Source organism: Paenibacillus sp. 2TAF8 (assembly GCF_052114825.1).
Classification (GTDB): domain Bacteria; phylum Bacillota; class Bacilli; order Paenibacillales; family Paenibacillaceae; genus Paenibacillus.
Genome location: NZ_JBFRFN010000006.1, coordinates 132,369 through 154,940 on the forward strand (window position 1 = coordinate 132,369; position 22,572 = coordinate 154,940).

The window sequence follows — 22,572 nt, forward strand, 5'->3', positions numbered from 1 at the left end:
GCAACAACTGAACAGGCGTAACATAGAAGAAGTCCAAGTGCAACGACTCATCGCTGCGCTGGACTTCTTTGTATTAGATACACATTTAAGGAGTAGAGACAGGAGTAGCGAAGTTTCCGATCCAGGCCTGTAATTGTTTACGAAAGGATGCTGCGGAATGCTGGGTAATCTCGATGCTGGCATCGTTTTCGCTGTCAGAGTTATCATTGGAAATGCTCCAGAAGCCTTGCTCGGTATGAAGCATGAGCAGTGCTTGATCTGGTAACGGTATTTCTGATTGGTCACTGGTATAACGAATAATACTTAGGTTATCTAGTTGCTGTCCGGACGTTTCAAAGGATTCATGCCAACGTGATAGTAACTCATGCGATTCTGAGGGGAACTCCCAATTACTCATGAATGTTTCTAATGAAATGATCTTATCCTCGTCTGTCAGCACATTCCATTGTTCTTCCGTTACTACAAATTGAGTAGGTTGCTTAATGAATGGCTCCTGTTGCCCTGAATAAAAACGGAATAGCTCTTCCTCCCATTCCCTCGGTTCTGTCCAGGTGAACAGGTGCACGCGCTGATCCACAGCCAAGTGATATAAGTATGTATCGTTGTTATCTGTACCTTGGTGGATGGTTAATACCTTTTCTTGTCCAAGGCTGTTCGAATAGGCACGAATCATGCTGCGGCTCTCGGCAAAATGCATCAGCATCTTCAGAAACTCTGGCTCGATTTCAATCTCCGTTTCTTCCATTCGTATGATGAGCCCTTTGGATAACAGACTGTGAGAAGCGGCTCTCAGAACAAGCTCCCAGTTCTGTTCAGATAACTCACCATACATCGGTTTTAGAAGCCCGGCGGCAATGTCTTCTGCACCAAGAGTAGCAAGTGCAAATCCGAATTCCTCAATGGACAAGGTAACTAGAGGTTTAGTCATGAGTGGAATCTCCTTCTTTCGTTTAGATGATCATTACAGGTGAAGTACATTAGTTGTCTTTATATTGGTGCCAGTACTTACGTAGCATCCCCAAACAAGAGATTAGTTCTTTCTCTGTGAGCATATGAAATGTATTTATATCTTCAAACTTATTATGGTGTAAATGAAGCCGGTAAAAAGGAGGTGAATGTTGTACCCATTTACGCAAGAATGGCTGTTTGAGTTCAATTCTAGTAATGGTTTTCCAAGGGATGGATGTACCATTGTTTAGTAGAATTCGTGATTTGTCCCAAAGCAATCAAAATTAATATAAAACAGACGAAAGATTTGTAAAATGCTGTTTTTCTAGTATAGGTTATGGACTCCATAGTTCCTCCCCAACCTTACGGTGTTTATTCTGAGACCAAGCCGTGCGTAGTTTTTTTGCACCCTCTTGATATTGTTCATTCGTTAGTAGGTGATAAGTAGACATGTCGACATGAGATTGATCTAAAAGATTAAAACGGTATAGCCTTGGTACAGGTTGGCCAAAGTTATTGAGGGTATCTCCAACAGCTTCAATTTGCTTAATATCAGACCAGAGAAGGGATTTGCCGTTTTTAGCAGTCACGCGATACTGATCAAATGAGATCAGAGTTGTACTCGAAAAAAGATGAAAGGTCAATCTATAAAAGGCAGGGAACAAATACCAAATTGAAGTAGCAAAAATAAAAACGTAGAAGATTGGGCTAAACCAACCAAATCGAAAGTTTTTTAAATCTAAAATCATGATACTTCCTAGAATCATAATAATCAGAGTGCCGATAGCCCTAAATAGAACGACTGAACGACTGAATTTAATCGACTCCATGAATATTCAAACAACTCACTTTCTACAGATGATGTATATCCTATCCTTAACGTTATTTGAAACGACTGGTAAGCCAGCGTATCCCTTTTTCCGCTGCACCTGCTATATGATTACCTGCCCACGCTCCTATACTACCACCTATATAAGAACCTATAGCTGCACCAGGGGGACCCAAAAGAGCACCACCGAAGGTTCCGCCAACGATTGCTCCGGCTCCGGCAGAGACAGACTTAATCACAACATTTGATGTGGAGACGGCAAGATCTGTTTTGGTCAGAGTACCCTCTTTAAATTTGGAAACCGTTTTGACACCTTCATCCCACACATTCAGCCCAACGTTAATTGGGAACAGCTTTTTGCTAATCATTTTGGGGATTTTGGAAATTTTCATCCCATATTGGCCTTTATTTACGCCAGCGATCACATTACGGGTCCATTGACCAAAACTGTTGGCTTTACTGAATCCGAGCCCGATATCACCAATTTTTAATTTGCCTGCAAGTGTATCAAATCCCTTTAGTCCTTTCATAATCAAGCCAGGATTGCGGAATTGTCTGTCCAATTTACGTGCCATATTACTTAGGAAAGAATCTCCCTTTCCTTTTACCCACGGAGCATTATGAATTTTGGCACGGGAAGGGTTACGAGGATCCACCTTAAAATGAACCGATTTGGAGAGCACCATGGAGGTAGCTAAGCTAGAGTACAAAGCCGTACCAAATAGTCCTAGGTTACCGTGAATCTGACTGATTTTATCCCAAGACTTGCTTCCTTGATCATACAGATCTGATAGCGTTGTTTTCACATTTTTGCCTGAGCTGGATTGGCCTCCATTTGTTTGCACACCTTGTCCTTGAGACTGATCTGTCTGTGTAAAACGAGTGGCAATCGTATTCAGCTCTGTGCCAATGGAAGATACCGAAGTGGAGAAGTTCGCCATTTGCCGGTGTGCCACTTGAAAGTTCTGAAAGAAACGCTCTTGCGTGATTCCGGACCACTGACTCTGTAATGAACTAATTTGTCTGCTTAAATTACTGATCATGTTTCGGCTTTGTTCCGAAGCTTGGGCAAACTGGTTGGAAATCTCCTGAAGTTTCTCAGGGGGGACAACAATTCTTGTCACAACATTCACCTCGTGGAAATGATAATGAAGATATGTAGAAAAAATGTAGATAATGAACTTAATAAAACTTCCAGAATGTATTACCCAATAATTTTAAGGGCCGAAACGTAGTTTCGCAACGGATAATACCCTTTTGACGCGCGAAAAGGTTCTAGGTTGGATTAGAGAAGGGATAACCTTAAGACTTTATGTCTATAACCGGGACGAATGAAGCTAAATGCGAAAAGCCCACAACCCCTAAATAGGGATGTGAGCATACGTTAACTATTTAGAACGTTTTGGCGTACGAAATTAGTGCTGTAATCGTAATAATGTTAAGTAGAGTGGAGATTAGTACCGTCTGCGCAGCAAAATCAGGTTCGTTGTCATATTCCTCGGCGAGAATGGAAGAGTTGACCCCGGTAGGCATGCCTGAAGCGATAATGAGTGCCTGAGCCGCTATGCCTTCCAGCCCGAGTAGCAGCACGATGCTGATGCCGATTGCCGGACCAATCAACAGGCGCAAAAATGTGCTAATATACACATCAAGACGATATAATCGAATCGGATATTTCACGATTTGTGCCCCGAGAGTCAGCAGTGCAACGGCAACCATACTTTGCTGTGCATAGGTGAGTGGCATGGACAGAAAGGTAGGTAAAGGCAGCTTCCACGCTTGAAACAAAATCCCTAGCAAGAGCGCATACGGTACAGGCATTTTCAGAAAACCGATAATGACTGCACGATAGTTCCCCTTGAGCTTCGCACCTTGGATGGACAGAACACCATAGGTGAAGGTGAGCAAAGACTGCAAGGACATGACCAGTGCCTGAATGGATGAGGCGAGCGGGTCACCCCGGAATACCAGTGCGTTAATCGGCAGACCGTAGTTGCCTGCGTTATCCAGCATGATACTATTGTTGAAGGCGGCTTTCATGCCTTTGTTCATACGGAACGAGCGGGATACCACAGAGCCTATAATATAGAGAATGAGTACATAGATCGCGTAAAAAAGCGTAACCGTACCAAGTAGCTCACCGGACATATTCGAGTGATACATGCTCATAAAGACGGCTGCGGGGGTAATACAATAGAAATTGATTTTGGCGAGGGTGTACAAGTCCAGCTTGAACACCTTTTGCATCCAGGACCCGACAGCAATCAGGAGAAAGACGGGCAGGACGACTTCTAACATGATGTCTGCAATCATTGGTTCAGCTTCCTTTTTCATGAAAATTTCAGTTCTTTACGGAAAACACTTCGATCATTATATCATTTTATACACAGCTGCAAGGAGATTTGGTCAAAAAAGTTCAGGAGGTGCTGCCCTATGATCCCGGATCATCTGGATACCGGCTTATCGATTTTGTTTATTGGCTTCAATCCCAGCATTACCTCGGGAGAGACTGGTCATCATTATGCGTATAAAGGCAATCGCTTCTGGCGCATTCTGGAGCGTTCCGGACTAACCCCGCGTTTATATGATGCAACAGAGGATGCTGAGCTACTGAAGCTGGGATATGGTTTTACGAATATCGTAGCCCGTCCAACGAAAGGCATTGAGGATATTACGAAGGAAGAGTATGCGGAAGGGCGCGAGATTTTGCGGAAAAAGCTGGAGACATTCAGGCCGGATATTGCTTGTTTTGTTGGCAAAGGTGTGTACACCCAGTACAGCAAACGATCCAAAGTAGAGTGGGGATTCCAAGATGACCCGATCGTGAAAGAAATTCAGGAGTTCGTTGCGCCTTCGTCCAGTGGACTTGTACGCATGTCGATGGACGAAATTGTAGCAATCTATGCCCAGCTTGCGGATTTCGTGGCTGGTAAGAACGGTGGAGAATAGGAAAAATCGGCGTGCTTCACGTTATACTTCGTAGATTCGAGTTCACCCGTTCGGCAATGGCCGGAGAGGGTGGATTCTTTTTTTGACGATAAAGTGAGAAGTTTCAGGGAGGACTGCCGTCTATATAGTACAGAACCATGCATGGACGCTGTAGAGAAGGGGGATTACATGACACATCTGATACCAGAGGAGGAACTGATTCAGCGCATTATGGATGGGGATAAACAGCTGTTCAGCGTGCTCGTGGATCGATATAAAAATAAAGTCTACGGCATCCTGCGCGGAATGGGCGCAAGTCACCCGGATGCGCAGGATCTAGCACAGGATACATTTATTCGGATCTATCGATATATGCCAACCCGAAGAGAGGGCAGCAGTTTCTCGGCTTGGGTGTATACCATTGCGGTGAACATCATGAGGGATCATATGCGGAAAAGGAAACCGATGATGACCGCCGATCAGGAGATTGAATCTGTCAGTGAAGACACACCTGAGAAACAATTGCTGCACAAGGAAATGAAGAGGGAAATCCATCGTCATCTCGAACAATTGCCGGAAACGTACCGGCTTGTACTGCTCTTGAAGTACACCAATGAGCTGACCTATGAGGAGATCGCCACGATTACAGATATGAGTGACGCACAAGTGCGTAATGCACTTTATCGAGGGAAGAAAATGCTGAGAAAGCAGATGGAACGCAAAGGAGGTTTATCGACCTATGAAGCCCATTTCAAGTGAGCAGGAGAAGAAGCAGGATCGCAAGTGGGGAGAGGAGCTGTTTCGCGAGGGACCGGATGCAGATTTTACATTACAAGTGATGCGGAAGCTGGATCATGTGTCCATGGAGGACCCTCATGTGCAGGCGCCGTGGGAAAAAAAGAAGTCGCATAAGAGCAAATGGATTTATCGAACGGGGATCGCCGCAGCGGCTGCGATACTGATTGCAGGAGGGGCTTGGACTGCTTGGGATCGGACAAAGGAAAGGCCCGTTCAGCCGCCTGTAAACGCCGTAAATATTCCCCCTTTACCTAATATTCCTGTCCCGGAGGTTCTGAGAGATGCCGATTTGGCAGACGACTACAAACGGCTTCAACCGCTTGGACTTGTGGTGAACCCGAACATTGATATTAATGATCAGGGTTACAAACTCAAGATTGAAGATGTGCTTGTAGACGGTTCTCAACTTATACTTGTGCTGCAACAAACGGCACCTGACGGGACAGCGATGTATCTGCTCGGCTCAAAAGCAGAGGATATCCACATCACGGATAAAAACGGAAAAGATGTTGCTGAGCTTGCGTTTGATACAAGGCAAGGGAGTGGCTCTTTTAATAAGCTGGTGTTTCAGTTGCACCAAGATATCCCTGATGAAATCATTGTTCGCGGAGAATTCGGACATTTAAATGTAGGAGATGGCTATGGCTATGATGTGAATACCCAAACCTATACGGACAAAAAGGTATCCGTGAACTGGGGCTTCCAGTTCAAACTGGATATGACCCAAGCCAAAGTGATGTCCAAAGAAACCCCGATGAATGCGTCCTATACAACACCGGAGGGGCTGGAACTGGCTATGACACAATTGGTGCAGACACCAAATGGAACCCGGCTTGATCTGGAAGTGAATCTGAACGACGAGCTTCGCGCTAAAGCAGCAGAAAATTGGGCTAAGGACATGGACATTCTGTATCATATTGAAGTTATGGACACGGGAGAGTACCGCATTTTTAACGGGGGCAGACCGAATGCGCGTCAGGCCAAATTCCGTTATCGAGATTTAAGTCAAGTGAGTGCAGGAGGGCCACTTAAGATATCGGAGACATGGGACCCGTCTCTGGTAACATTGAATTCAGATAATATTCGCTTTGTCCTGGATGGTTACACGATACGTGTGAAAGAGGAGCAGACGATGGAAGTTGATCTGAGCAGAAAGGATAATCCGTATCGTTTATTTGCCTCGTTTAATCACCTTGGGGATTTGATAGATGTAATGGACTACAGTTATCAGTTTGGGCAGCAATCTGCTCATACAGGCGTGGAGAAGAAAGCTTCCCTGGTTCTGGAAGGAGGCGGTGTTTTTAAAAATGAATTTCATGGTGATCAGTGGGTTGCAATCGATCCTAAAGGAAGAGAGTATCCTGTCGAAGTGATGGGTAATCGAGACAAACCCAATAATAAGGAAGAGTACGTTGTTAATGAGCTAAAGCTGATTGTTCATGGTTTTAACAAGGATAAGGGGACGAAATTGACGTTAAAACGAACCGTGGTGCATCGTGATTTTGGGGATGTAGACTGGAAAGTAAAACTTACGAGTGATTCAAGTATGCCTTGGGATCAATAACGGGCACTAAGCAAAGGGCGGCAGGATCGTTCAAGAACTGCTGGGACACGGAGGGTAAAATCGTCATGAACGAGTTGTGAGTGCCATTGGCATAAGTTCAAACATGATCATCCAGGGAAGAGCTCTGCATATTTCGATGCAGGGCTCTTTTGCTTTTGAGATCTGGATCTAAGAGGAGCATAGCAGAACGTAATGAATCTGGAGTGCTGCTGATCCATTGTGATCTGGACTTATCCTTATCCTATCCGTATAAATTATGCCGAATCCCTTGGAATCAATGTGGTGGACAACATGACCGTTTCTTTCGGTGTACCTGGGCGTTCGATTCGACGCTTCAAAGCCTGGGCGGCTCGTTGTCCAAGTTCCTCTTTGCACAAATGAATCGTTGTCAGTGGGGGAGATGAGGTGGCAGCGGTGTAAACATTGTCAATTCCGATGACCAGGCAATCCTGTGGTACCAAGACGCTCATCTGCCCAAGCTTTTGCATCCACTGTAAGGCGATATCGTCATTTGCGCCAATCCACGCATCGGGGCGTTCGTCGGCAGGCAGTTGCATAATTGTGGCAGAGAGCTTGTTCACCCAATCCCCGTTTTCATAGGCTACATTCCAAGCTTGAAAACTTATTTCTTTTCTTTCCTCGGCATGAAAATGGTTTAAAGCCAGCTCAATTCCAATCTTACGCTGTGCGAAGCTGGCGGCACGTCCGTCATCGGTAATCAGGCCGATGCGTCTGCACTGCCTCGACATGAGATATCTGGCCGCTGTAATGCCAGCTTCCAGATTATCATGGCTGATCGTATCACAGTTCAGCAAAGGCTCCTGATGATCGACTAGAATAATCGGGCGTCCTGTTTGCACCAGCGTCTGCAACACGGTATGCGGGAAAGCGCCCATGACGATAATTCCGGCACAGCGTGTCCAGTCCAGATGAGGTGCGATCGCATTCTCAGGTGTAATCTCCTTGCCCGGTAAGTCCAGTGAAGGCGACACAATAACGTGATGCCAGCCTTGTTCGGTACAACCCGAGATGATACCTGACAGGACACGCTGCCAGTAGTGAGGCTCACCGCGGTTAAGCTGATTCATACAGATGAGGGCGAAGGGAGATTCAGATGCGGCTGGCTGAGTGGTAGTGGCAGTTTGTTTCGCCGAGCCAGGCGTACTCTGACGATACCCGAGCGCGCGGGCAAGTTCCAGAACACGAGTACGTGTGGACTCACTGACCCCGGTTTTGCCGCTGAGTGCACGGGATACAGCATATTTGGACAAACCGAGCTGGTCAGCCAGCGTTTGGATCGATACTTTTCGAGACATATGATTACTCCTTTTATGGACAGATGGATGAAATGGATGAATCGGGATGGACGAAAATTGAATGACTTATATTTTATGCGTATATGATTGACTAGGAAACTGATTATTTGTGAATTGACGTGCTTTCATGGAACAGGTACACTTACAGAATAATAACGTTATTATAAAATATGATAACGAAAATAACAATAAACCTATTGGGAATTATATATTAGTCTATTTTGGTTGAATAATAGTTTACATAGAAACGGAGAGGACTCCCATGGAACAGTTCAGATTACCGAAAATTCCGATGCCTGAGTTAGAATTGCCCCAAGCCGTTCGTGATATTTTGCATGAGGCCGATGAGCGATTGCAGCATAGACCGAAGCTGCTGTCGCAGTTTCGTAATTGTTTTCCGAACACACTCGAAACGACTACCAAGCTGTTGGATGATGGTACAACTTTTGTCATTACGGGAGATATTCCCGCGATGTGGCTGCGGGATTCGGTGGAGCAAGTGATCCATTATGTTCCGCTGGCGAAGCATGACGTGCAGCTGCAGCGTATTATCGGAGGTCTGGTCAAACGGCATACCTTTTATGCGGAAGTGGACATCTATGCGAATGCATTTAACGAAACAGCTAACGGCTGGCACTGGGACGCGAATGATGAGACAGAGATGTCGCCTTGGGTCTGGGAGCGGAAGTTTGAGCTGGATTCCCTGTGTTTCTCTATGAAGCTGGCCTATACATACTGGCGTGAGACAGAGCTTACAGACATCTTTGATGAACGTTTTAAAAAGGTCATGGAGCAGATCGTGCACCTGTGGGAGGCGGAACAGCGTCATGTAGAGCAATCCCCGTATCGTTTCATGCGGCGCAACTGTCCGGCTCACGATACGTTACGCAATGAGGGGATGGGGATGCCAGTAAACTATACGGGCATGATCTGGTCAGGCTTTCGCCCAAGCGATGATGCCTGTGATTTTCACTACAATATTCCATCGAATATGTTCGCCGCAGTGACGCTGGGCCAGATGGGGGAAATAGCAAAATGGGTGTTCCGTGACGAACAGCTAGTGAGCCGTATGGCACGCCTGGAGGGGGAAATCCGGCATGGCATTGCCCTTTATGGTACCTATCGTCATCCGGTGTATGGACAGATTTACGCCTATGAAACGGACGGGTTTGGCAACGTTTGTCTAATGGATGATGCGGGCACACCGGGACTGATGTCGATTCCGTATATCGGGTATGTTTCCGTGGATGATGTGGTGTATCAGAACACACGGCGTTTTATTTTGAGTAAAGAAAATCCGTACTACTATGAGGGCACAGTAGCCCAGGGCATTGGTAGCCCGCACACCCCTCCAGGGTATATCTGGCATATGGCGCTGTCCATGCAAGGACTAACAGCAGACAATGACGCAGAGATGCTGGCCATGATTGATTTGCTGGAGAACACCGACGCGGGCACGGGGTACATGCACGAAGGCTTTCATGCTGATGATCCCGACACGTATACGCGTCCATGGTTTGCATGGTCCAACAGTTTGTTTGCGCAACTGGTGTACAAGGCGATGAAAAAGCGGATTTTGTAGGTATAAAAACAGCCGTTCCTATGTTGGAACGGCTGTATTCCATATTCTGCTACTGGCATTGTTAATTGAATAACTTATACCAATATAAGGTAGTATCAATATTAGGAGTATAGGACTGCTTGAGTGTGTCAGCTCCACCTAGTGTGAAGCCTTGTTTCACATAGAATCGGCATGCACCCAGATTATCATCTTGTGCTTCGAGAGACATGCCTATAAGATTTTTTTGTTTTGCCCATGCTTCTGCTTTATTTAAGAGCAGCTTTCCGACCCCACTGCCTCTATACTCTTTTTTCGTCGCAATGTTTTCAATATAACAGAAGCGATTCCAATCCTTAACGATTCTAATCTGTCCTATACATACCTGATTTATATACGCTAAAAACAACATTTTATCTTCCTGGTTGATATATTCGTTCCAATCCAGTTGTTCATCAGGGAATCGAATTTCTCTCGGTTCATCAAAAAGGACTTCTTCATAGGTCCATTGTCCAGATTGTAAACTGGGGATGATTTTACCGAATAACGTAAAGTAATCGTTTGTCGTATGGATATCCACTATTAAGTCCGCATGTAATGGAGAAATAATAATTTCACTTTCACTATCCAATAAGACTCACTTCCTTTTATAGCGATCACAAATTTTTATTTTAACAAAATTAACCCTAATCCTCCTGCTCAAGATGACGGCCCTGTTGTTTTCAATAAATCTGCAATCAGTACTTTCTGTCCGGTTCGTGCGCTTTCAAGAGAGGCGAGCACCATAGCCATGCTGTACTGGTTGTCACTGCAATCCGTTTCGGGCAATCGTCCTTCCTCAAGTGCTGCAAACATCTCTTCAAGACAGCCGTGATGTCCGGTTTTGGTCATTACAGGCAGTTCGGCTTCGATTCGTTCAGCGCGCTGAAGGAAAGATGGCTTGCCATCGGATTCCAGTGCGAGTGTGTTTACCACTTCAGCATAGATGTCGTCATGACCATTCCAGATGGCGGTTCCTTTTTCCCCAGTCACACGCCAGCTTGCTTCCCAGGATGTAGGTACACCCTCGGTACACCAAGACCCACGGTAATCGAACACAGACCCATCGGACATTTCGAAAATACATATTGCCATTGCATTGCCCTTATACCAGGAACCTGGAGGATTGAATTCGTGACAGTACACCGACACCGGATCTGCACCAAGGATATAACGCGCCTGATCAAAGGTATGTATCGCCATATCCAGCAAAAGCGGGCTGTCCATGAGGTCACGGAAACCACCAAAGTGCGCCCCGATAAAGAAGTCTGCTCCTGCATATCCCGGCTGCCCAATCGTTCCGCTGGAAATGAGCTGCCGATAGGCACGGATACGCGGGTCGAACCTGCGGTTCTGCATCACCGCCTGAATACGTCCTGTACTACGGGTGGTTTGCACAATATCCGTGCAGTCCGAGAATGATTCCGCGAGCGGTTTCTCGCCAAAGACGTGACAACCTGCCTGTAGCGCGGTCATCGCAATATGATAATGGCTGGAAGGGATGGTCACATCAAATACGATGTTGGCATCGACAGCTTCAAGGGCATCGTGAATATTCGTAAAGGTTGGACATGATAAATTGTGGCGCTTGGCAAATGATGACACCGCTTCTTCGTAGAGATCAACGAGTCCCACGATTTCGGTATCTGGTCTCTCTTTGGCATAGTCCGCCCAAGTGTTTGCCATTGCCCCGCAACCTGCGATGATAACCCGGTAAGGGTAGGTCATGTGCTCAACTCCCTCATATAGATGCATAGATGTTATTGATCCATGTTATAAGTTAGTATTCCATGCTAGTAGTACATGTGATTGTGACGTGCTTTTTGAGTTTCTGGGCACATGAGTAACCCAGCCCAGTCTTCATGCCGTGACATCTTTAGATCGGATTGGGCACAAAGCTGCCGCCGCGGCAATGTTTTAAATAATTCAATGCATGGACCTGCCCGGTCATTTCAAGTTCATCGCGATACACCGGATCATGCCAGCCTTCAATGTCGATGGTACCCTGGTAGCCGTTCTGACGCAAAATGGTGATGATATCTGCCCAATTGCTGTCCCCAAAGCCGGGGGTGCGATGCCATACAAATTCATGTGGGCCGTGTACGCCATGTTCCTTAACAATATCCCAGGCGATGGTTGCGTCTTTGCCATGAACGTGGAACACTTTGGAAGCCCATTTGCGAAGCTGTGGAATCGGGTCAATCAAGCTGACCATCTGGTGGCAAGGTTCCCATTCCAGACCGACATTTTCATCAGGAACGGCATTAAACATCATTTCCCAGGCAGTCGGGTTGTGAGCGATATTCCAGTCGCCGGTCTGCCACGTCCCACCCATATCACAATTTTCAAAAGCAATGCGTACACCTCGGTCTGCCGCCCGTCGCGCCAGTTCACCGAACACTTCCTTGAACCGTGGAATCGATTCGTCAATCGGTTGATTGGTCAAACGTCCGGTAAAGCCGGAGACGATATCTGCTCCAAAAAGTTGTGCGTGGTCAATGACGCGCTCCCAGCTTGCCAAGGTGTCAGCGTTATCCCCTGTGCCGGTGAGTGGATTACCAAACACACTTACAGCCGAAATGGTGATGCCATGTTCGTCAACGATGTCGCGGACACGTTTGGCGGTTTCTGCCAAATCAAGGTTGCCTGTGCTTTGCCAGAACGTCAGGTTAAAAGATTCGAAGCCGTGTTGCATAATTTGCGGAATGACCCGAACGGCATCATGGCCGCCTACAAGGGTTCCGATACGAATGGATGGATTCATGGTTGTAATTCACTCCAATATTGGCTTATAGTACTTCGTGACACACTCATTATAGCCTTGGATGTAAGGGAAGGCTCTAAACAATTTTGTGCTTTATTAGTCGGATTTTGTGGTGAGGGGGAAGAAAACCATGCTAGACTTGAAAGCGCTTCACGAAGATACGCGAATTGATCATAAATCCCATCCGTTTCAGTTGTTCCAAAATCGCTGTTCTGCGAAAAAAACGGAGGAATGCATTTTATATCTGCACTGGCATGAGCATTTTGAATGGATCATTATGCGTAAGGGGAGAGCGGTATTTCACATTGATAGCAGACCTTATGAAATTGAGGCTGGAGAGGTCATTATCATTCCGGGTGGTGCCCTGCATGTTGGATACGCATTGGATGAGGGAGATGTGCATTATGACTCGGTTGTGGTCAATCGCGCTTTGTTTCAGGATTTTACGAGCGATCCAGTGCATGAGCAGTATGTCGCGCCCTACCTGGAAGGCAGTGTGCGGTTTCCGGTCAAACCTGCTGCAGAGAATGCAGCCTGTGCCGGGTATTATTCCTTATTAAATGAAGCTGTGGAAGAGATGGCAATGCAGCTACCGGCGTATCAGCTTGTAGTGAAGTCCAAACTGCATGCGTTGTTTACGCTGATGGCTCGGACGTTTATGCCGCATCAGTTGCGGGATCGATCGGGTGCCGGGTATTTTCCTAACCGTGAGCGGTTTAAGCAGTTGATTGCTCGGATCGAGGCTGATCCGCAGGAGAAATTGTCTGTTGGTGAAGCGGCAAGCCAAGTAGGCCTGAATGTATATCATTTCTGCAAAATGTTCAAAAAGCTGACCGGACGCACGCTTGTAGAATACGTAAACGGATGCAGGATGAGTGAAGCGGAGCACCTGCTTCAGGGCAGCAGCCTCACAGTTACAGAAATTGCCGCCCAGGTCGGTTGCGACAATGCGAACTATTTCACAAAACTATTCAAGCAGTATAAGGGTATGACGCCTTCGCAGGCACGGGGAATGAAGGAAGGGTGAGAAGGGAAAGAGATGGCTGGAAGGTGGGCAGAAGGATGAAAAGGGGGAGAGGAAGGAAGAAACGTGAAAGAAGGAGTGTGAAGTAAACAATGTGGAAGTACAAAAACCACTCTAATCTAGCCCATTATCGACTAAACTCAAGTGGTTTGAGGAAGGGAGAAGCCCTGGTGTAACCGCAAACAGTGAATTCATTTACCACACGTGGATTAATAGAATTGCATTAGCACATTTATTTCAAAAATTTGGAGAGTAGTCGATTGGCCTTCCTGGAGAGGTTCTCCATTTTAAGGTTGGCTTGGTCGAACTGATTATACGTCCATTTGATTGTTTGCAGCATTCGGGGAGATATGGGCGTGCCTTCAATGCTTGGATAGATATTGTGGTAGGCCCATACGAGATGCTCCCAGCGATGATCGTCTCCTTCCTGAATATACTCCGATACGTCGAGAACTTTACCACGTCCATTCTGGAGGAGTACATTTTTTAGATGAATGTCGCGTGGATTCAGTCCAAGTCGACGGACCGCTTCTCGCGCTGCGTCTACATCGAGCATAACCTGCTCGGGGACGGGGATTCCCTTTTCCAAACATTCGAGTAAAGTGTCTCCGGGTTCGTAACTGATGACCAGTATATTTCGGCCGCTGCCGTAATACGTCGGGAAGTAGGGTAGACCCTTAAGCTGGGCGTAGACCTGTTTTTCATTATTTAGTTTATCTAAAGCATGATCCGAGTACATTTTGAAGGCATACTGCGGAAGCAGATCATACCTAAATACAGCTGCATCCGTACCAATTCCAATGCAGTTTACTCCTGCTGTCTCGCCGATGATATTCACCAGCTCATTCCGATCGCTTCCGATGACTTGAATCTGTTGCAATGCTGCTTCCGCTTGGAACCAATCTGGCTGATTCATGGGTGGCGCCTCCTTTTGGATATGCCTGTACATATTTTCTGTAGTTGAAAAGATAGTGTTCTTTTGAGGGTGCTTTGTCATGCTCTATCTATTCGTGGTTGTAAATTGTACTGCAAATATGCATTGCAGTTGGGTTGTAATTGTTAGCGGATCACAGGAAAGCTTAATTTACGTAATAGATTAATACCGTTCGTGATCAAATTCAACTTTTGGGTGAATGGATAGGGAAGAATTGACGTTGAGTAGAAAATATGCAGCAGGCCCGTGCGCTCCACGATAGCAAGTTACTTAATCTTAAGTTACTCCATTAACTATCCCTATACTCCATACATTTCAACACCCGCACATTCTAACGATCAGGAGAAACCTTATTTCGCCCAAAATAGCCATGTTGAAATTCTAACGATCCGCAGGGAGGTTATTTTGCGTCATTCGTCCGTTTTATCCCTTTTTCTACTGAAATCCAGCTAAATAGCGTCTCTGGTGATCGTTACATTTTGAAACTCCATCAAAATGGGCAAATAAGGTCTGTGGTGATCGTTAGCGTCGCCAGAGAGAAGTTTGCTGAAAAGTCTCACCTCAACATTCTACCGCGTATGCGTCATAACCACTTGCCTCCGCACGAGATAACCTCTGCATTCTAACGCCTAGCAATGGTTGGGATGCGCTCCTTTTATAAAAGACGAGAGATACTTCCCTTCATCCTGATGTAACTATATAAACGATACGTATCGTTCCTCAAACGGTTGCGCGCACAAGAAAATAACGGAAGCCGGGTTGCGGCATGACGGTCAGGGCTTTATACTGTGAGCAATAAAAGGATCTCTCAGCTAAGTATTATGCAAGGGCGGGTATGTAGAGCAACGTTCGGATGTTATATTCTAAAGACTAGTCTTACAATATGTCCCTACAAACTCACCCTACAGTTCGGAATGAAGCATTGGCATGAATGAATCTGGTATACAGAAAGGCAGATTATCTTATGGCACAATACCCGCAGTGGTCTTATTCGCAGTCGCGGGCAAGTATGTTCGATGAGTGCCTGCGCAAATATTATTATCATTATTATGGTGCCCACAACGGCTGGAAAACAGAATCGGCGGATGAGATGCAGGTACGTCTGTATCGTCTGAAACAGCTGAGCAATCTGTATCTTGTATTTGGGGATCTGGCACACCGAATGTGTGAGTCGGCTGTAAGGAGCAGGGAGGAAGGCAAGCCCAAGCCCCGTGAAGTTTTTTTGGAGAAGACGATACGTGATCTGCTGAACCAGGCATACAAAGAGTCGATGAATCCGGAGCAATGGCAACTTAATCCGAAAAATCATACGATGCTGTCGGAAATTTATTATGGCGATGATACACTGAACGACCGGGTCGCAACCATCAAAGAACGCGCAGGAGTCTGCGTAGGCAACTTGTATCAGACGCTGACGTGGGAAGATTTGTCCCGTGCAAGTACAACGATTCTGGAGATTGAGAAATGGGATACGATGCTGCTGCATGATACACGGGTGTATGTGAAAATGGACTTATTATACAGACGCAGCAACGGAAATATTGTCATTGTGGATTGGAAGACGGGCAAAGAAGATGATTTTTCCGATCAGTTAATTCTGTACGCTTCCTATGTAAGAGAGCACTACCGGGTTCCGCTGGAACAGATTGAAATTCGAGTGGAGTATCTGTTGACTGGCAAACACAAAGAGTTTACTGCAACCGAAGAGGACATTCGCAAAGTGGAGGAAAACGTAGGGCGTTACATCGAGGAGATGCGTTCCTGCGTGGCCGATGAGTATTACAACCGTCCCAAGGACATGTCCTACTTCACCCCGATGCCTTCGCACCGGGCATGCCGGGATTGCAACTTTCGTGAGGTATGCAGTGAACGAGTGGTTTAGCATAAACAATAGACTGATGCATAACGATTCGGTAGCTGTAATCAGAAAATAAAATAGACTGGTTAGCGCCATTAGTTCCCATTTGAGCCAAGCAGATTCGCAATTTAAAAAAAGAAGCGCAGTGCCCCTAGAAACCCTTCTTGGTGCACTGCGCTTCTATGCGTTCCACGGGATGGACACAGTTGGTCCCGGGTGGAACGGCCAGAAGATCTATTGGACGGCGGCGGCATCTTCAAGCGCCTGTCCTGCGGGAACATAGGCGTGCCCGAGATCACGGGCAACCGCCTCATACGTGATGTGTCCATTCAGCGCATTCACTGCGCTACGAATGGACGAACTGCCGCGAATCGCTGCAGCTGCTCCGTGGTTCGCCAGCTGCAGCGCATAAGGCATGGTGGCATTGGTCAGCGCCACCGTGGACGTGCGCGGAACGGCGCCAGGCATGTTCGCCACCGCGTAGTGCACGACACCATGTTTCACATACGTGGGTTCATCGTGAGTGGTGATATGATCAATGGTCTCGACGATCCCGCCCTGATCAATCGCCACATCCACAATGACCGACCCGGGTGCCATGGTCTTCACGACCTGCTCGCTGACAAGCGTTGGCGCCTTAGCGCCCGGGATCAGCACCGCACAGATCAACAGGTCCGCCGCAGCGACAGCGGACGTAATATTGGAGGGGCTGGATACCAGCGTCTGGATCTGGTTGCCAAAAATATCGTCCAGCTGGCGCAGCCGATTCAGATTCAGATCCAGAATTGTGACATCGGCCCCCAAACCAAGTGCAATTTTGGCAGCATTTGTACCTACCGTACCGCCGCCAATAATGACAACCTTGCCGCGGCTTACGCCAGGCACACCGGATAACAGAATGCCTTTGCCACCTTCTGTTTTCTCCAAAAGCTGCGCACCGATCTGCGCAGCCATCCGCCCGGCCACCTCACTCATGGGTGTGAGCAACGGGAGAGAGCCGCCGACTTCCAATGTTTCATATGCGATAGCGGTCACCCGTTTTTCAACCAGTGCTTTAGCAAGAGCTGGCTCTGCGGCGAGGTGCAGGTAAGTGAACAAAATCAGTCCAGGGCGAAAATAATGATATTCACTGGCAAGAGGTTCCTTTACTTTAAGAATAAGCTCGGCATCCTGCCATACCTGTGCGGCCTCCTCAACAATTAAGGCACCAGCTTGAACGTATTCCTGATCCATAAATCCACTGCCAAGTCCGGCACCTTGCTCGATAAAGACTTGATGCCCGGCTGTCACGAAATCAGCCGCCCCGGCAGGAGTTATCGCTACACGGTTTTCATTGTTTTTGATTTCTTTAGGAATTCCGATTCTCATCACCATGCACCTCGTCCATTTATTGGTTGTTAGCTTATACTACAAGTTTATGACTCCATAAGTCGTTTTGCACCTTACACGATGTCTATTTTTCAGAAACGAGACTCAACAATTCGTCGAAATTGACTGTTCAGGACACATGTCTTTGGATTATAATGTAAGAAAAAATAACACTAAGAGGGATTAACTTTGCGAAATGACCGTGTGTTTACTGTCAGAGATATTCTGCAACGTCCGGTATTTAGCCAAGCGCGGCTTGCGGCAGGGCAAGAGGGGTTGGATCGTCAGGTGGGCTGGGTTCATGTGCTGGAAATTACCAATGTTTCTCCTTTTGTGAGCCCGAATGATCTTATTTTATCCACGGGTCTATGGCTTCAGTCAGAAGAAGGACGTGAAGCGTATCTGATGCAGTTGATCAATCGTGAGGCCGCTGGATTATGTGTCGAGTTTGGAACTAGCATTCATGCGATTCCCGAGTCGTTAATTGAACTGGCGAACCAGCATCAGTTTCCACTTATCGTATTTGAGCAACCCGTGCGATTTGTTGAGATCACGCAAGATATCCACTCTCTACTTATTAACCACCAGCACCAGTTGTTAAAGAGCTTGGAGACCTATTCACGTGAGCTTCAGCTGCGGACGTTGCAGAGTACGGATATGTCTGCGGTGCTGGAACTGCTATACGCCTATTCGGCAAAACCGGTGGTGTACATTTCGTCTATGGAGGCGGGCAGTTTTGTACCTGAGCTAGCTCCGGAAATGGAGCAGGCGATCTACAGCTGGTACAGCCGGGAGGTCGAACAGCTAAATCTGAATGATTCCGATACCGAGCTGTGGTTTCATATGGATGAGGAGACTGCGCTGCTCTGTTATCCGGTGGTCTGTTTTGGCCAAGTATTCTCAGCCATAGGTATGATTGTGCATCCGTCAGCGACTGTGGAGTACCTTAAACTGCTGCTCGATTACACAGCCAAAGCTGCGGCTGCGCTTACCCTTCGTTCCCAATTTCTTGAAGAGAAAATGGTGCGTAATCAGAATGAATTGATTCAGGATCTGATGAGTGGTCTCATTGAGCAGGAGGAGCAAGCGCGAACACGTATGGGGCTTCGTTTGTTGGTGAAGGGACAATACTGGTTCGCGGGAGGTCTATTGGAGATTGAGCATCGAATGAAAGGAACGGGCCGGGAACGAATGGAGGCGAATCATCAGGATATCCTGGTTCTGCTCCGTTCACTTCTGAAGAAAAATCATCTGACCAGTCTCATCATGCTCAAAAATAATCAAATCTATCTCTGCTGTGCAAAGGAAGAGACACGAGCTTCGTCACAGCAGCAACTAATGCAAATGTTAGAGAGCATCACTCAGGATATCAAGCGATTTGCCAGTTCGAATCTAAAACAAGTCGAAATTCATGCCGGATTCGGCAAACTTCGAAATCAACTAACTCGCTTGAAGGACAGCCTTCAAGAAGCATATCAGGTGATTGAAGTAGCACGGTCTGTAAAATCGATGAAACATGTTCACTTTTACGATCGTATGGGTATATATCAAATGTTAAAAGCGATGCCACCTTCTTTCCTGCAATCTTTTGCGATGGATCATCTGGGGGTGCTTATGGAGCATGATCGAAACCATCAGTTGCGATTGGTAGAGACGCTGGCGGCGTATCTTGCGAATTTCGGGTGCAAAAGAGATGCGGCTGCCCAGCTGTTCGTTCATCGGCAGACCTTATATAACCGACTGGAGAAACTGGAAGAACTGCTGGGGCCAGATTACATGCAACAGGGAAAACGGGTGTGTCTGGAGATGGCATTGCTTGCTAACGCCATGATTGAAGGCGGGGATGGACAATCGTCATGACAGTAACGTTTTTGAGATAGGGGCTGTGCTTGAATAGTAGGTGTTTCTTGCTCGCTTACATCTTGTTGATACGTCTTATACCTCGTAAGGCACGAGACCGGCGACGAGATCCTGTATTGAAGAAACGGCCACGATTACGTTCGGATGCAAGGGAAGAGGGAGCCTGAGATAGTGAGGTGGTTACTGAAAGGCGATATGGGAATGTAATACGCTCAGACCTTCGATCCTGTCTGTTTTGTGGATCAGCAACAGTTAAGCCGGTAAAGTTTAACCATGCCTGAAGCTCACTGGAATGGATGCCAAGTTGTCCGCTCAAATGAGAAATGTCGAGATGTTTTTTCACACAAATCCGCCTTTCCTGAATTATCGGGCTGAAGTAGGGTACGAAAGGAAAGCATGAAGCTAAGTTGGGAAATCGTGTACAGGCTTGCTCAGAGTGATTGGCGGAGTGTTTCGTTTTGTGATATCCATAAGCGGTATGGTTCGATAGATGTAGAAGAGTCCACAGTTTGTCTTTTTCTATAAATTGGCTTTTATCAAGATTTTAACATCTCGGAAGCGATTGCGCGTCTCAATATAGTCTCATTTTTATAAAAAAAGTAAGCTACAGTAGAAGTACCAGTATCTAGTACGGAGGATATATATGGGGAACGGTAGTGGATCTCAAAAGCAGAAGGTTGTCAGGGACGGAAAGCGTTTCGTTGGTCGAGCTAGAGAACTAATGACACTAGAGCAGTGGTTTGAAAATGAAGAAGCGCCTATGACTATATTTTCAGTTACGGGTATGGGTGGCATCGGAAAGTCTTCATTACTTTCAGAAATGCTGTCCATCGCTCGGGAGAGGGAAGCAACGGCTATATGGATGGACGGACGGGCGTGTGGCACAACACCTTCCGTATTTATGGATTATTTTATTTCAACACTTGGGTTGGAACTTGGACTGTTAAACAGTCACGGTGCTCATCTGCTTTCGGTTTTAAAAAGCATGCCCAGGGAGAAACGGCTCGTTATTGCAGTAGATAACTACGAGGAACTTGTATTGCTTGAGAGCTGGTTTATGGAAGTTTTTATTGCGAAACTTCATCTAAGTGGGATACTGATTATACTTGCTTCTTGTCCAGAGCTTTCAGCAGCATGGCGAACGCACCCCAGGTTGTACAAGCATCTGGTGCAGCTGCAGTTGCAGCATTTTACTGTAGATGAGGTTACTACGTATATTGCAACTGCTGGATCACTGAAGCCGAATGTGGCTGGTATCATCACGAGAATGACGGATGGACATCCGCTTGGACTTGCCCTTGCCGTGGAAGCGGCTGATCAGGGGCGCAATCTTCTTCATGCCGAATGGGCTGAGCTATCACATATGATCAGTGCCAGACTACTCCTTGAGCTTACGTCACCCCGTTTGCATCCAATGGTAGAGGTTTTAACCTTGGTGGAGACAGCAAATCAGGAACTGTTGTCCGCTGCGCTGGATATTACCGTTAAAACGGAAGAATACCATACGCTGAGGCGGATGTCCTTCATCCGTTCTGCACCGGACGGCCTGGCTCTGCACGATATGGCCCGAGTGCATTTGATGAGGGATTTTCGGCAGCGTGAGCCGAATCGATTGCAGTCCATGCGTATTCGGATTGCCGAACTGCTGAAACTGCTGCATGAACAAGCCTGTACACATGAGCGGCAGCAGATAGCTCGGAAAATGCTGCTACTCTGTCAGGAGTCCATGCTCCAGTTTCGCAAATATGCCGATGTATCACGTGATTCTTTGTTCTCGCCGCTTGAACCGATGAATTTGGCAGATCTGCCGTCCTTGCACAAGCTACTGGAGCAATGGTGTGAATACAGTGTTGAGCCTTGGCAGGCTGCAAACTATGCTCCCTTTTTGGATGAGCTGGCTCATCGATATCCTGAGGGTATCGTTTTGAAGCGGGACAAACAGGGCGAGACGATTGCTATGTTCATTACAGTGCTGGTACACCGGGAGACAAGTGATTTGCTCCTGAAATATTTTCCGAATGAAATGAAAGAATGTTTTGCACCGGAAGAATTGCAGAAAGACCCGGATGAAAGTGATACACACTTCGCTTTACTGGCAGCGGCAAGAGATGATGTACCCGAATATACACGGGAGGAGCTTGTCGGGGATATGGTTCTGGATCGGTTGTCGCTACTGGGAGATGGAGCGAGAGCGATTCTTGTTGCAACCAACCCGCATCTGAAATTATTTCTGCGGAGTATTGGTTTTCAGATTCGGAGAACGTGCACGCGTGCTTGTGATCGGTATGAGGATCGGGCGGATGTGCTGGAACTGGATCTGCGCAGCGGACAATTTGGTGCATGGGTAATGTCGCTTCTGCATCCAGACCTTTCAGTTAATCCAATACAACCCGGGATAACAGGAGCGGGTAACAAGATTTGGTCTGAACAGGACGTGCGCAAAATGCTTGGGCACCTTCGCTCTCCAGGCGAGTTACAGGAGTATGCTGGCAGGATTACAGGGGTCAAAGATGGCATTCAGTTGCAATTATATGTATTGGATCTGCTGGAAGGAAGAATACATGGGGTGTCTCCCCAGGATCAGAAGTTGTTACATGCGGCTTATTGGACCCACGCTGGCAATCCAACTGCCGCTGCGCAGGTCTGTTCGATGAGCAGAGCCACCTTTTATCGCCATATTAGAACTGCACTGATTCGCTTATCGAGAATATTGTGAAGTGTGAAAGTGATCGTATGGAAGCTGATCAGATCTAATAGAACAGCAAAATCGAATAGAGCAGCAAA

The 22,572-nt window shown here is 46.8% G+C and carries 18 protein-coding genes; 8 read left to right on the forward strand and 10 right to left on the reverse strand.

Translation table 11 applies throughout. From position 1 onward, the window contains the following. Positions 1-85: 85 nt before the first annotated feature. The 4 genes from AB4Z30_RS10755 to AB4Z30_RS10770 all read right to left on the reverse strand — a co-directional run bounded on the left by AB4Z30_RS10755 (position 86) and on the right by AB4Z30_RS10770 (position 4,090). A complete protein-coding gene (locus AB4Z30_RS10755; protein ID WP_441926059.1) occupies positions 86-928 on the reverse strand; it encodes a hypothetical protein in 843 nt (280 codons plus the stop codon). A 355-nt stretch (positions 929-1,283) separates the two neighbouring features. Continuing rightward, positions 1,284-1,697 (reverse strand): hypothetical protein, encoded by a 414-nt coding sequence (locus tag AB4Z30_RS10760; protein WP_441926061.1) that lies wholly within the window; start codon positions 1,695-1,697, stop codon positions 1,284-1,286. A 133-nt stretch (positions 1,698-1,830) separates the two neighbouring features. Continuing rightward, positions 1,831-2,901, reverse strand: a complete 1,071-nt coding sequence (locus AB4Z30_RS10765; RefSeq protein ID WP_441926063.1) for a WXG100 family type VII secretion target — start codon at positions 2,899-2,901, stop codon at positions 1,831-1,833. Positions 2,902-3,169: 268 nt separating this feature from the next. Further along, positions 3,170-4,090, reverse strand: coding sequence for an AEC family transporter (locus AB4Z30_RS10770; protein WP_090917808.1), 921 nt, complete (start codon positions 4,088-4,090; stop codon positions 3,170-3,172). Between the two features lie 120 nt (positions 4,091-4,210). On the opposite strand from AB4Z30_RS10770, the gene AB4Z30_RS10775 reads away from it, so the two are divergent. The 3 genes from AB4Z30_RS10775 to AB4Z30_RS10785 all read left to right on the forward strand — a co-directional run bounded on the left by AB4Z30_RS10775 (position 4,211) and on the right by AB4Z30_RS10785 (position 7,067). Further along, positions 4,211-4,726, forward strand: coding sequence for a mismatch-specific DNA-glycosylase (locus AB4Z30_RS10775; protein WP_441926066.1), 516 nt, complete (start codon positions 4,211-4,213; stop codon positions 4,724-4,726). 168 nt (positions 4,727-4,894) lie between these two features. Further along, the gene (locus AB4Z30_RS10780; protein ID WP_441926068.1) at positions 4,895-5,464 is read left to right on the forward strand and encodes an RNA polymerase sigma factor; all 570 of its coding nucleotides are present in this window, start codon (positions 4,895-4,897) and stop codon (positions 5,462-5,464) included. Further along, the gene (locus tag AB4Z30_RS10785) at positions 5,445-7,067 is read left to right on the forward strand and encodes a hypothetical protein (protein ID WP_441926070.1); all 1,623 of its coding nucleotides are present in this window, start codon (positions 5,445-5,447) and stop codon (positions 7,065-7,067) included. Before AB4Z30_RS10780 ends, AB4Z30_RS10785 begins: the two co-directional genes overlap by 20 nt. Positions 7,068-7,321: 254 nt before the next feature. On the opposite strand, the gene AB4Z30_RS10790 is transcribed toward AB4Z30_RS10785, so the two are convergent. Beyond that, complete coding sequence (locus tag AB4Z30_RS10790) at positions 7,322-8,383, reverse strand: LacI family DNA-binding transcriptional regulator (RefSeq protein ID WP_441926072.1); 1,062 nt, start codon at positions 8,381-8,383, stop codon at positions 7,322-7,324. A 262-nt stretch (positions 8,384-8,645) separates the two neighbouring features. Between AB4Z30_RS10790 and AB4Z30_RS10795 the strand changes: the two genes are divergently transcribed. Further along, positions 8,646-9,965 (forward strand): glycoside hydrolase family 125 protein, encoded by a 1,320-nt coding sequence (locus tag AB4Z30_RS10795; RefSeq protein WP_441926074.1) that lies wholly within the window; start codon positions 8,646-8,648, stop codon positions 9,963-9,965. Between the two features lie 61 nt (positions 9,966-10,026). Here AB4Z30_RS10795 and AB4Z30_RS10800 read toward each other — a convergent pair whose 3' ends face one another. The 3 genes from AB4Z30_RS10800 to AB4Z30_RS10810 all read right to left on the reverse strand — a co-directional run bounded on the left by AB4Z30_RS10800 (position 10,027) and on the right by AB4Z30_RS10810 (position 12,744). Continuing rightward, complete coding sequence (locus AB4Z30_RS10800) at positions 10,027-10,572, reverse strand: GNAT family N-acetyltransferase (protein ID WP_441926076.1); 546 nt, start codon at positions 10,570-10,572, stop codon at positions 10,027-10,029. Positions 10,573-10,640: 68 nt separating this feature from the next. Beyond that, complete coding sequence (locus AB4Z30_RS10805; protein ID WP_441926078.1) at positions 10,641-11,708, reverse strand: Gfo/Idh/MocA family protein; 1,068 nt, start codon at positions 11,706-11,708, stop codon at positions 10,641-10,643. 148 nt (positions 11,709-11,856) lie between these two features. After that, positions 11,857-12,744 carry a sugar phosphate isomerase/epimerase family protein gene (locus tag AB4Z30_RS10810; RefSeq protein WP_441926080.1) on the reverse strand — a complete coding sequence of 296 codons (888 nt, stop codon included), beginning with the start codon at positions 12,742-12,744 and terminating at the stop codon, positions 11,857-11,859. A 130-nt stretch (positions 12,745-12,874) separates the two neighbouring features. On the opposite strand from AB4Z30_RS10810, the gene AB4Z30_RS10815 reads away from it, so the two are divergent. Beyond that, positions 12,875-13,771 carry an AraC family transcriptional regulator gene (locus tag AB4Z30_RS10815; protein ID WP_441926082.1) on the forward strand — a complete coding sequence of 299 codons (897 nt, stop codon included), beginning with the start codon at positions 12,875-12,877 and terminating at the stop codon, positions 13,769-13,771. A 229-nt stretch (positions 13,772-14,000) separates the two neighbouring features. Here the strand turns inward: AB4Z30_RS10815 and AB4Z30_RS10820 are convergent, their stop codons facing one another. Further along, positions 14,001-14,684 carry a serine/threonine protein kinase gene (locus tag AB4Z30_RS10820; protein ID WP_441926084.1) on the reverse strand — a complete coding sequence of 228 codons (684 nt, stop codon included), beginning with the start codon at positions 14,682-14,684 and terminating at the stop codon, positions 14,001-14,003. 982 nt (positions 14,685-15,666) lie between these two features. On the opposite strand from AB4Z30_RS10820, the gene AB4Z30_RS10825 reads away from it, so the two are divergent. Further along, positions 15,667-16,584, forward strand: coding sequence for a RecB family exonuclease (locus AB4Z30_RS10825; protein ID WP_441926086.1), 918 nt, complete (start codon positions 15,667-15,669; stop codon positions 16,582-16,584). A 210-nt stretch (positions 16,585-16,794) separates the two neighbouring features. On the opposite strand, the gene ald is transcribed toward AB4Z30_RS10825, so the two are convergent. Next, positions 16,795-17,928, reverse strand: coding sequence for an alanine dehydrogenase (ald, locus tag AB4Z30_RS10830; protein ID WP_441926088.1), 1,134 nt, complete (start codon positions 17,926-17,928; stop codon positions 16,795-16,797). 189 nt (positions 17,929-18,117) lie between these two features. On the opposite strand from ald, the gene AB4Z30_RS10835 reads away from it, so the two are divergent. After that, the gene (locus tag AB4Z30_RS10835; protein WP_441926090.1) at positions 18,118-19,788 is read left to right on the forward strand and encodes a PucR family transcriptional regulator; all 1,671 of its coding nucleotides are present in this window, start codon (positions 18,118-18,120) and stop codon (positions 19,786-19,788) included. A gap of 643 nt (positions 19,789-20,431) precedes the next feature. Next, the gene (locus AB4Z30_RS10840; protein WP_441926092.1) at positions 20,432-22,504 is read left to right on the forward strand and encodes an nSTAND1 domain-containing NTPase; all 2,073 of its coding nucleotides are present in this window, start codon (positions 20,432-20,434) and stop codon (positions 22,502-22,504) included. Positions 22,505-22,572: the final 68 nt, after the last annotated feature.

Bases quoted from the DNA above. Each gene is read 5' to 3' on its own strand.
- AB4Z30_RS10755 (WP_441926059.1), bottom strand. From the start codon at position 928: ATGACTAAACCTCTAGTTACCTTGTCCATTGAGGAATTCGGATTTGCA.
- AB4Z30_RS10760 (WP_441926061.1), bottom strand. From the start codon at position 1,697: ATGATTTTAGATTTAAAAAACTTTCGATTTGGTTGGTTTAGCCCAATC.
- AB4Z30_RS10770 (WP_090917808.1), bottom strand. From the start codon at position 4,090: ATGATTGCAGACATCATGTTAGAAGTCGTCCTGCCCGTCTTTCTCCTG.
- AB4Z30_RS10775 (WP_441926066.1), top strand. From the start codon at position 4,211: ATGATCCCGGATCATCTGGATACCGGCTTATCGATTTTGTTTATTGGC.
- AB4Z30_RS10780 (WP_441926068.1), top strand. From the start codon at position 4,895: ATGACACATCTGATACCAGAGGAGGAACTGATTCAGCGCATTATGGAT.
- AB4Z30_RS10785 (WP_441926070.1), top strand. From the start codon at position 5,445: ATGAAGCCCATTTCAAGTGAGCAGGAGAAGAAGCAGGATCGCAAGTGG.
- AB4Z30_RS10790 (WP_441926072.1), bottom strand. From the start codon at position 8,383: ATGTCTCGAAAAGTATCGATCCAAACGCTGGCTGACCAGCTCGGTTTG.
- AB4Z30_RS10795 (WP_441926074.1), top strand. From the start codon at position 8,646: ATGGAACAGTTCAGATTACCGAAAATTCCGATGCCTGAGTTAGAATTG.
- AB4Z30_RS10805 (WP_441926078.1), bottom strand. From the start codon at position 11,708: ATGACCTACCCTTACCGGGTTATCATCGCAGGTTGCGGGGCAATGGCA.
- AB4Z30_RS10810 (WP_441926080.1), bottom strand. From the start codon at position 12,744: ATGAATCCATCCATTCGTATCGGAACCCTTGTAGGCGGCCATGATGCC.
- AB4Z30_RS10815 (WP_441926082.1), top strand. From the start codon at position 12,875: ATGCTAGACTTGAAAGCGCTTCACGAAGATACGCGAATTGATCATAAA.
- AB4Z30_RS10820 (WP_441926084.1), bottom strand. From the start codon at position 14,684: ATGAATCAGCCAGATTGGTTCCAAGCGGAAGCAGCATTGCAACAGATT.
- AB4Z30_RS10825 (WP_441926086.1), top strand. From the start codon at position 15,667: ATGGCACAATACCCGCAGTGGTCTTATTCGCAGTCGCGGGCAAGTATG.
- ald (WP_441926088.1), bottom strand. From the start codon at position 17,928: ATGAGAATCGGAATTCCTAAAGAAATCAAAAACAATGAAAACCGTGTA.
- AB4Z30_RS10840 (WP_441926092.1), top strand. From the start codon at position 20,432: ATGGGGAACGGTAGTGGATCTCAAAAGCAGAAGGTTGTCAGGGACGGA.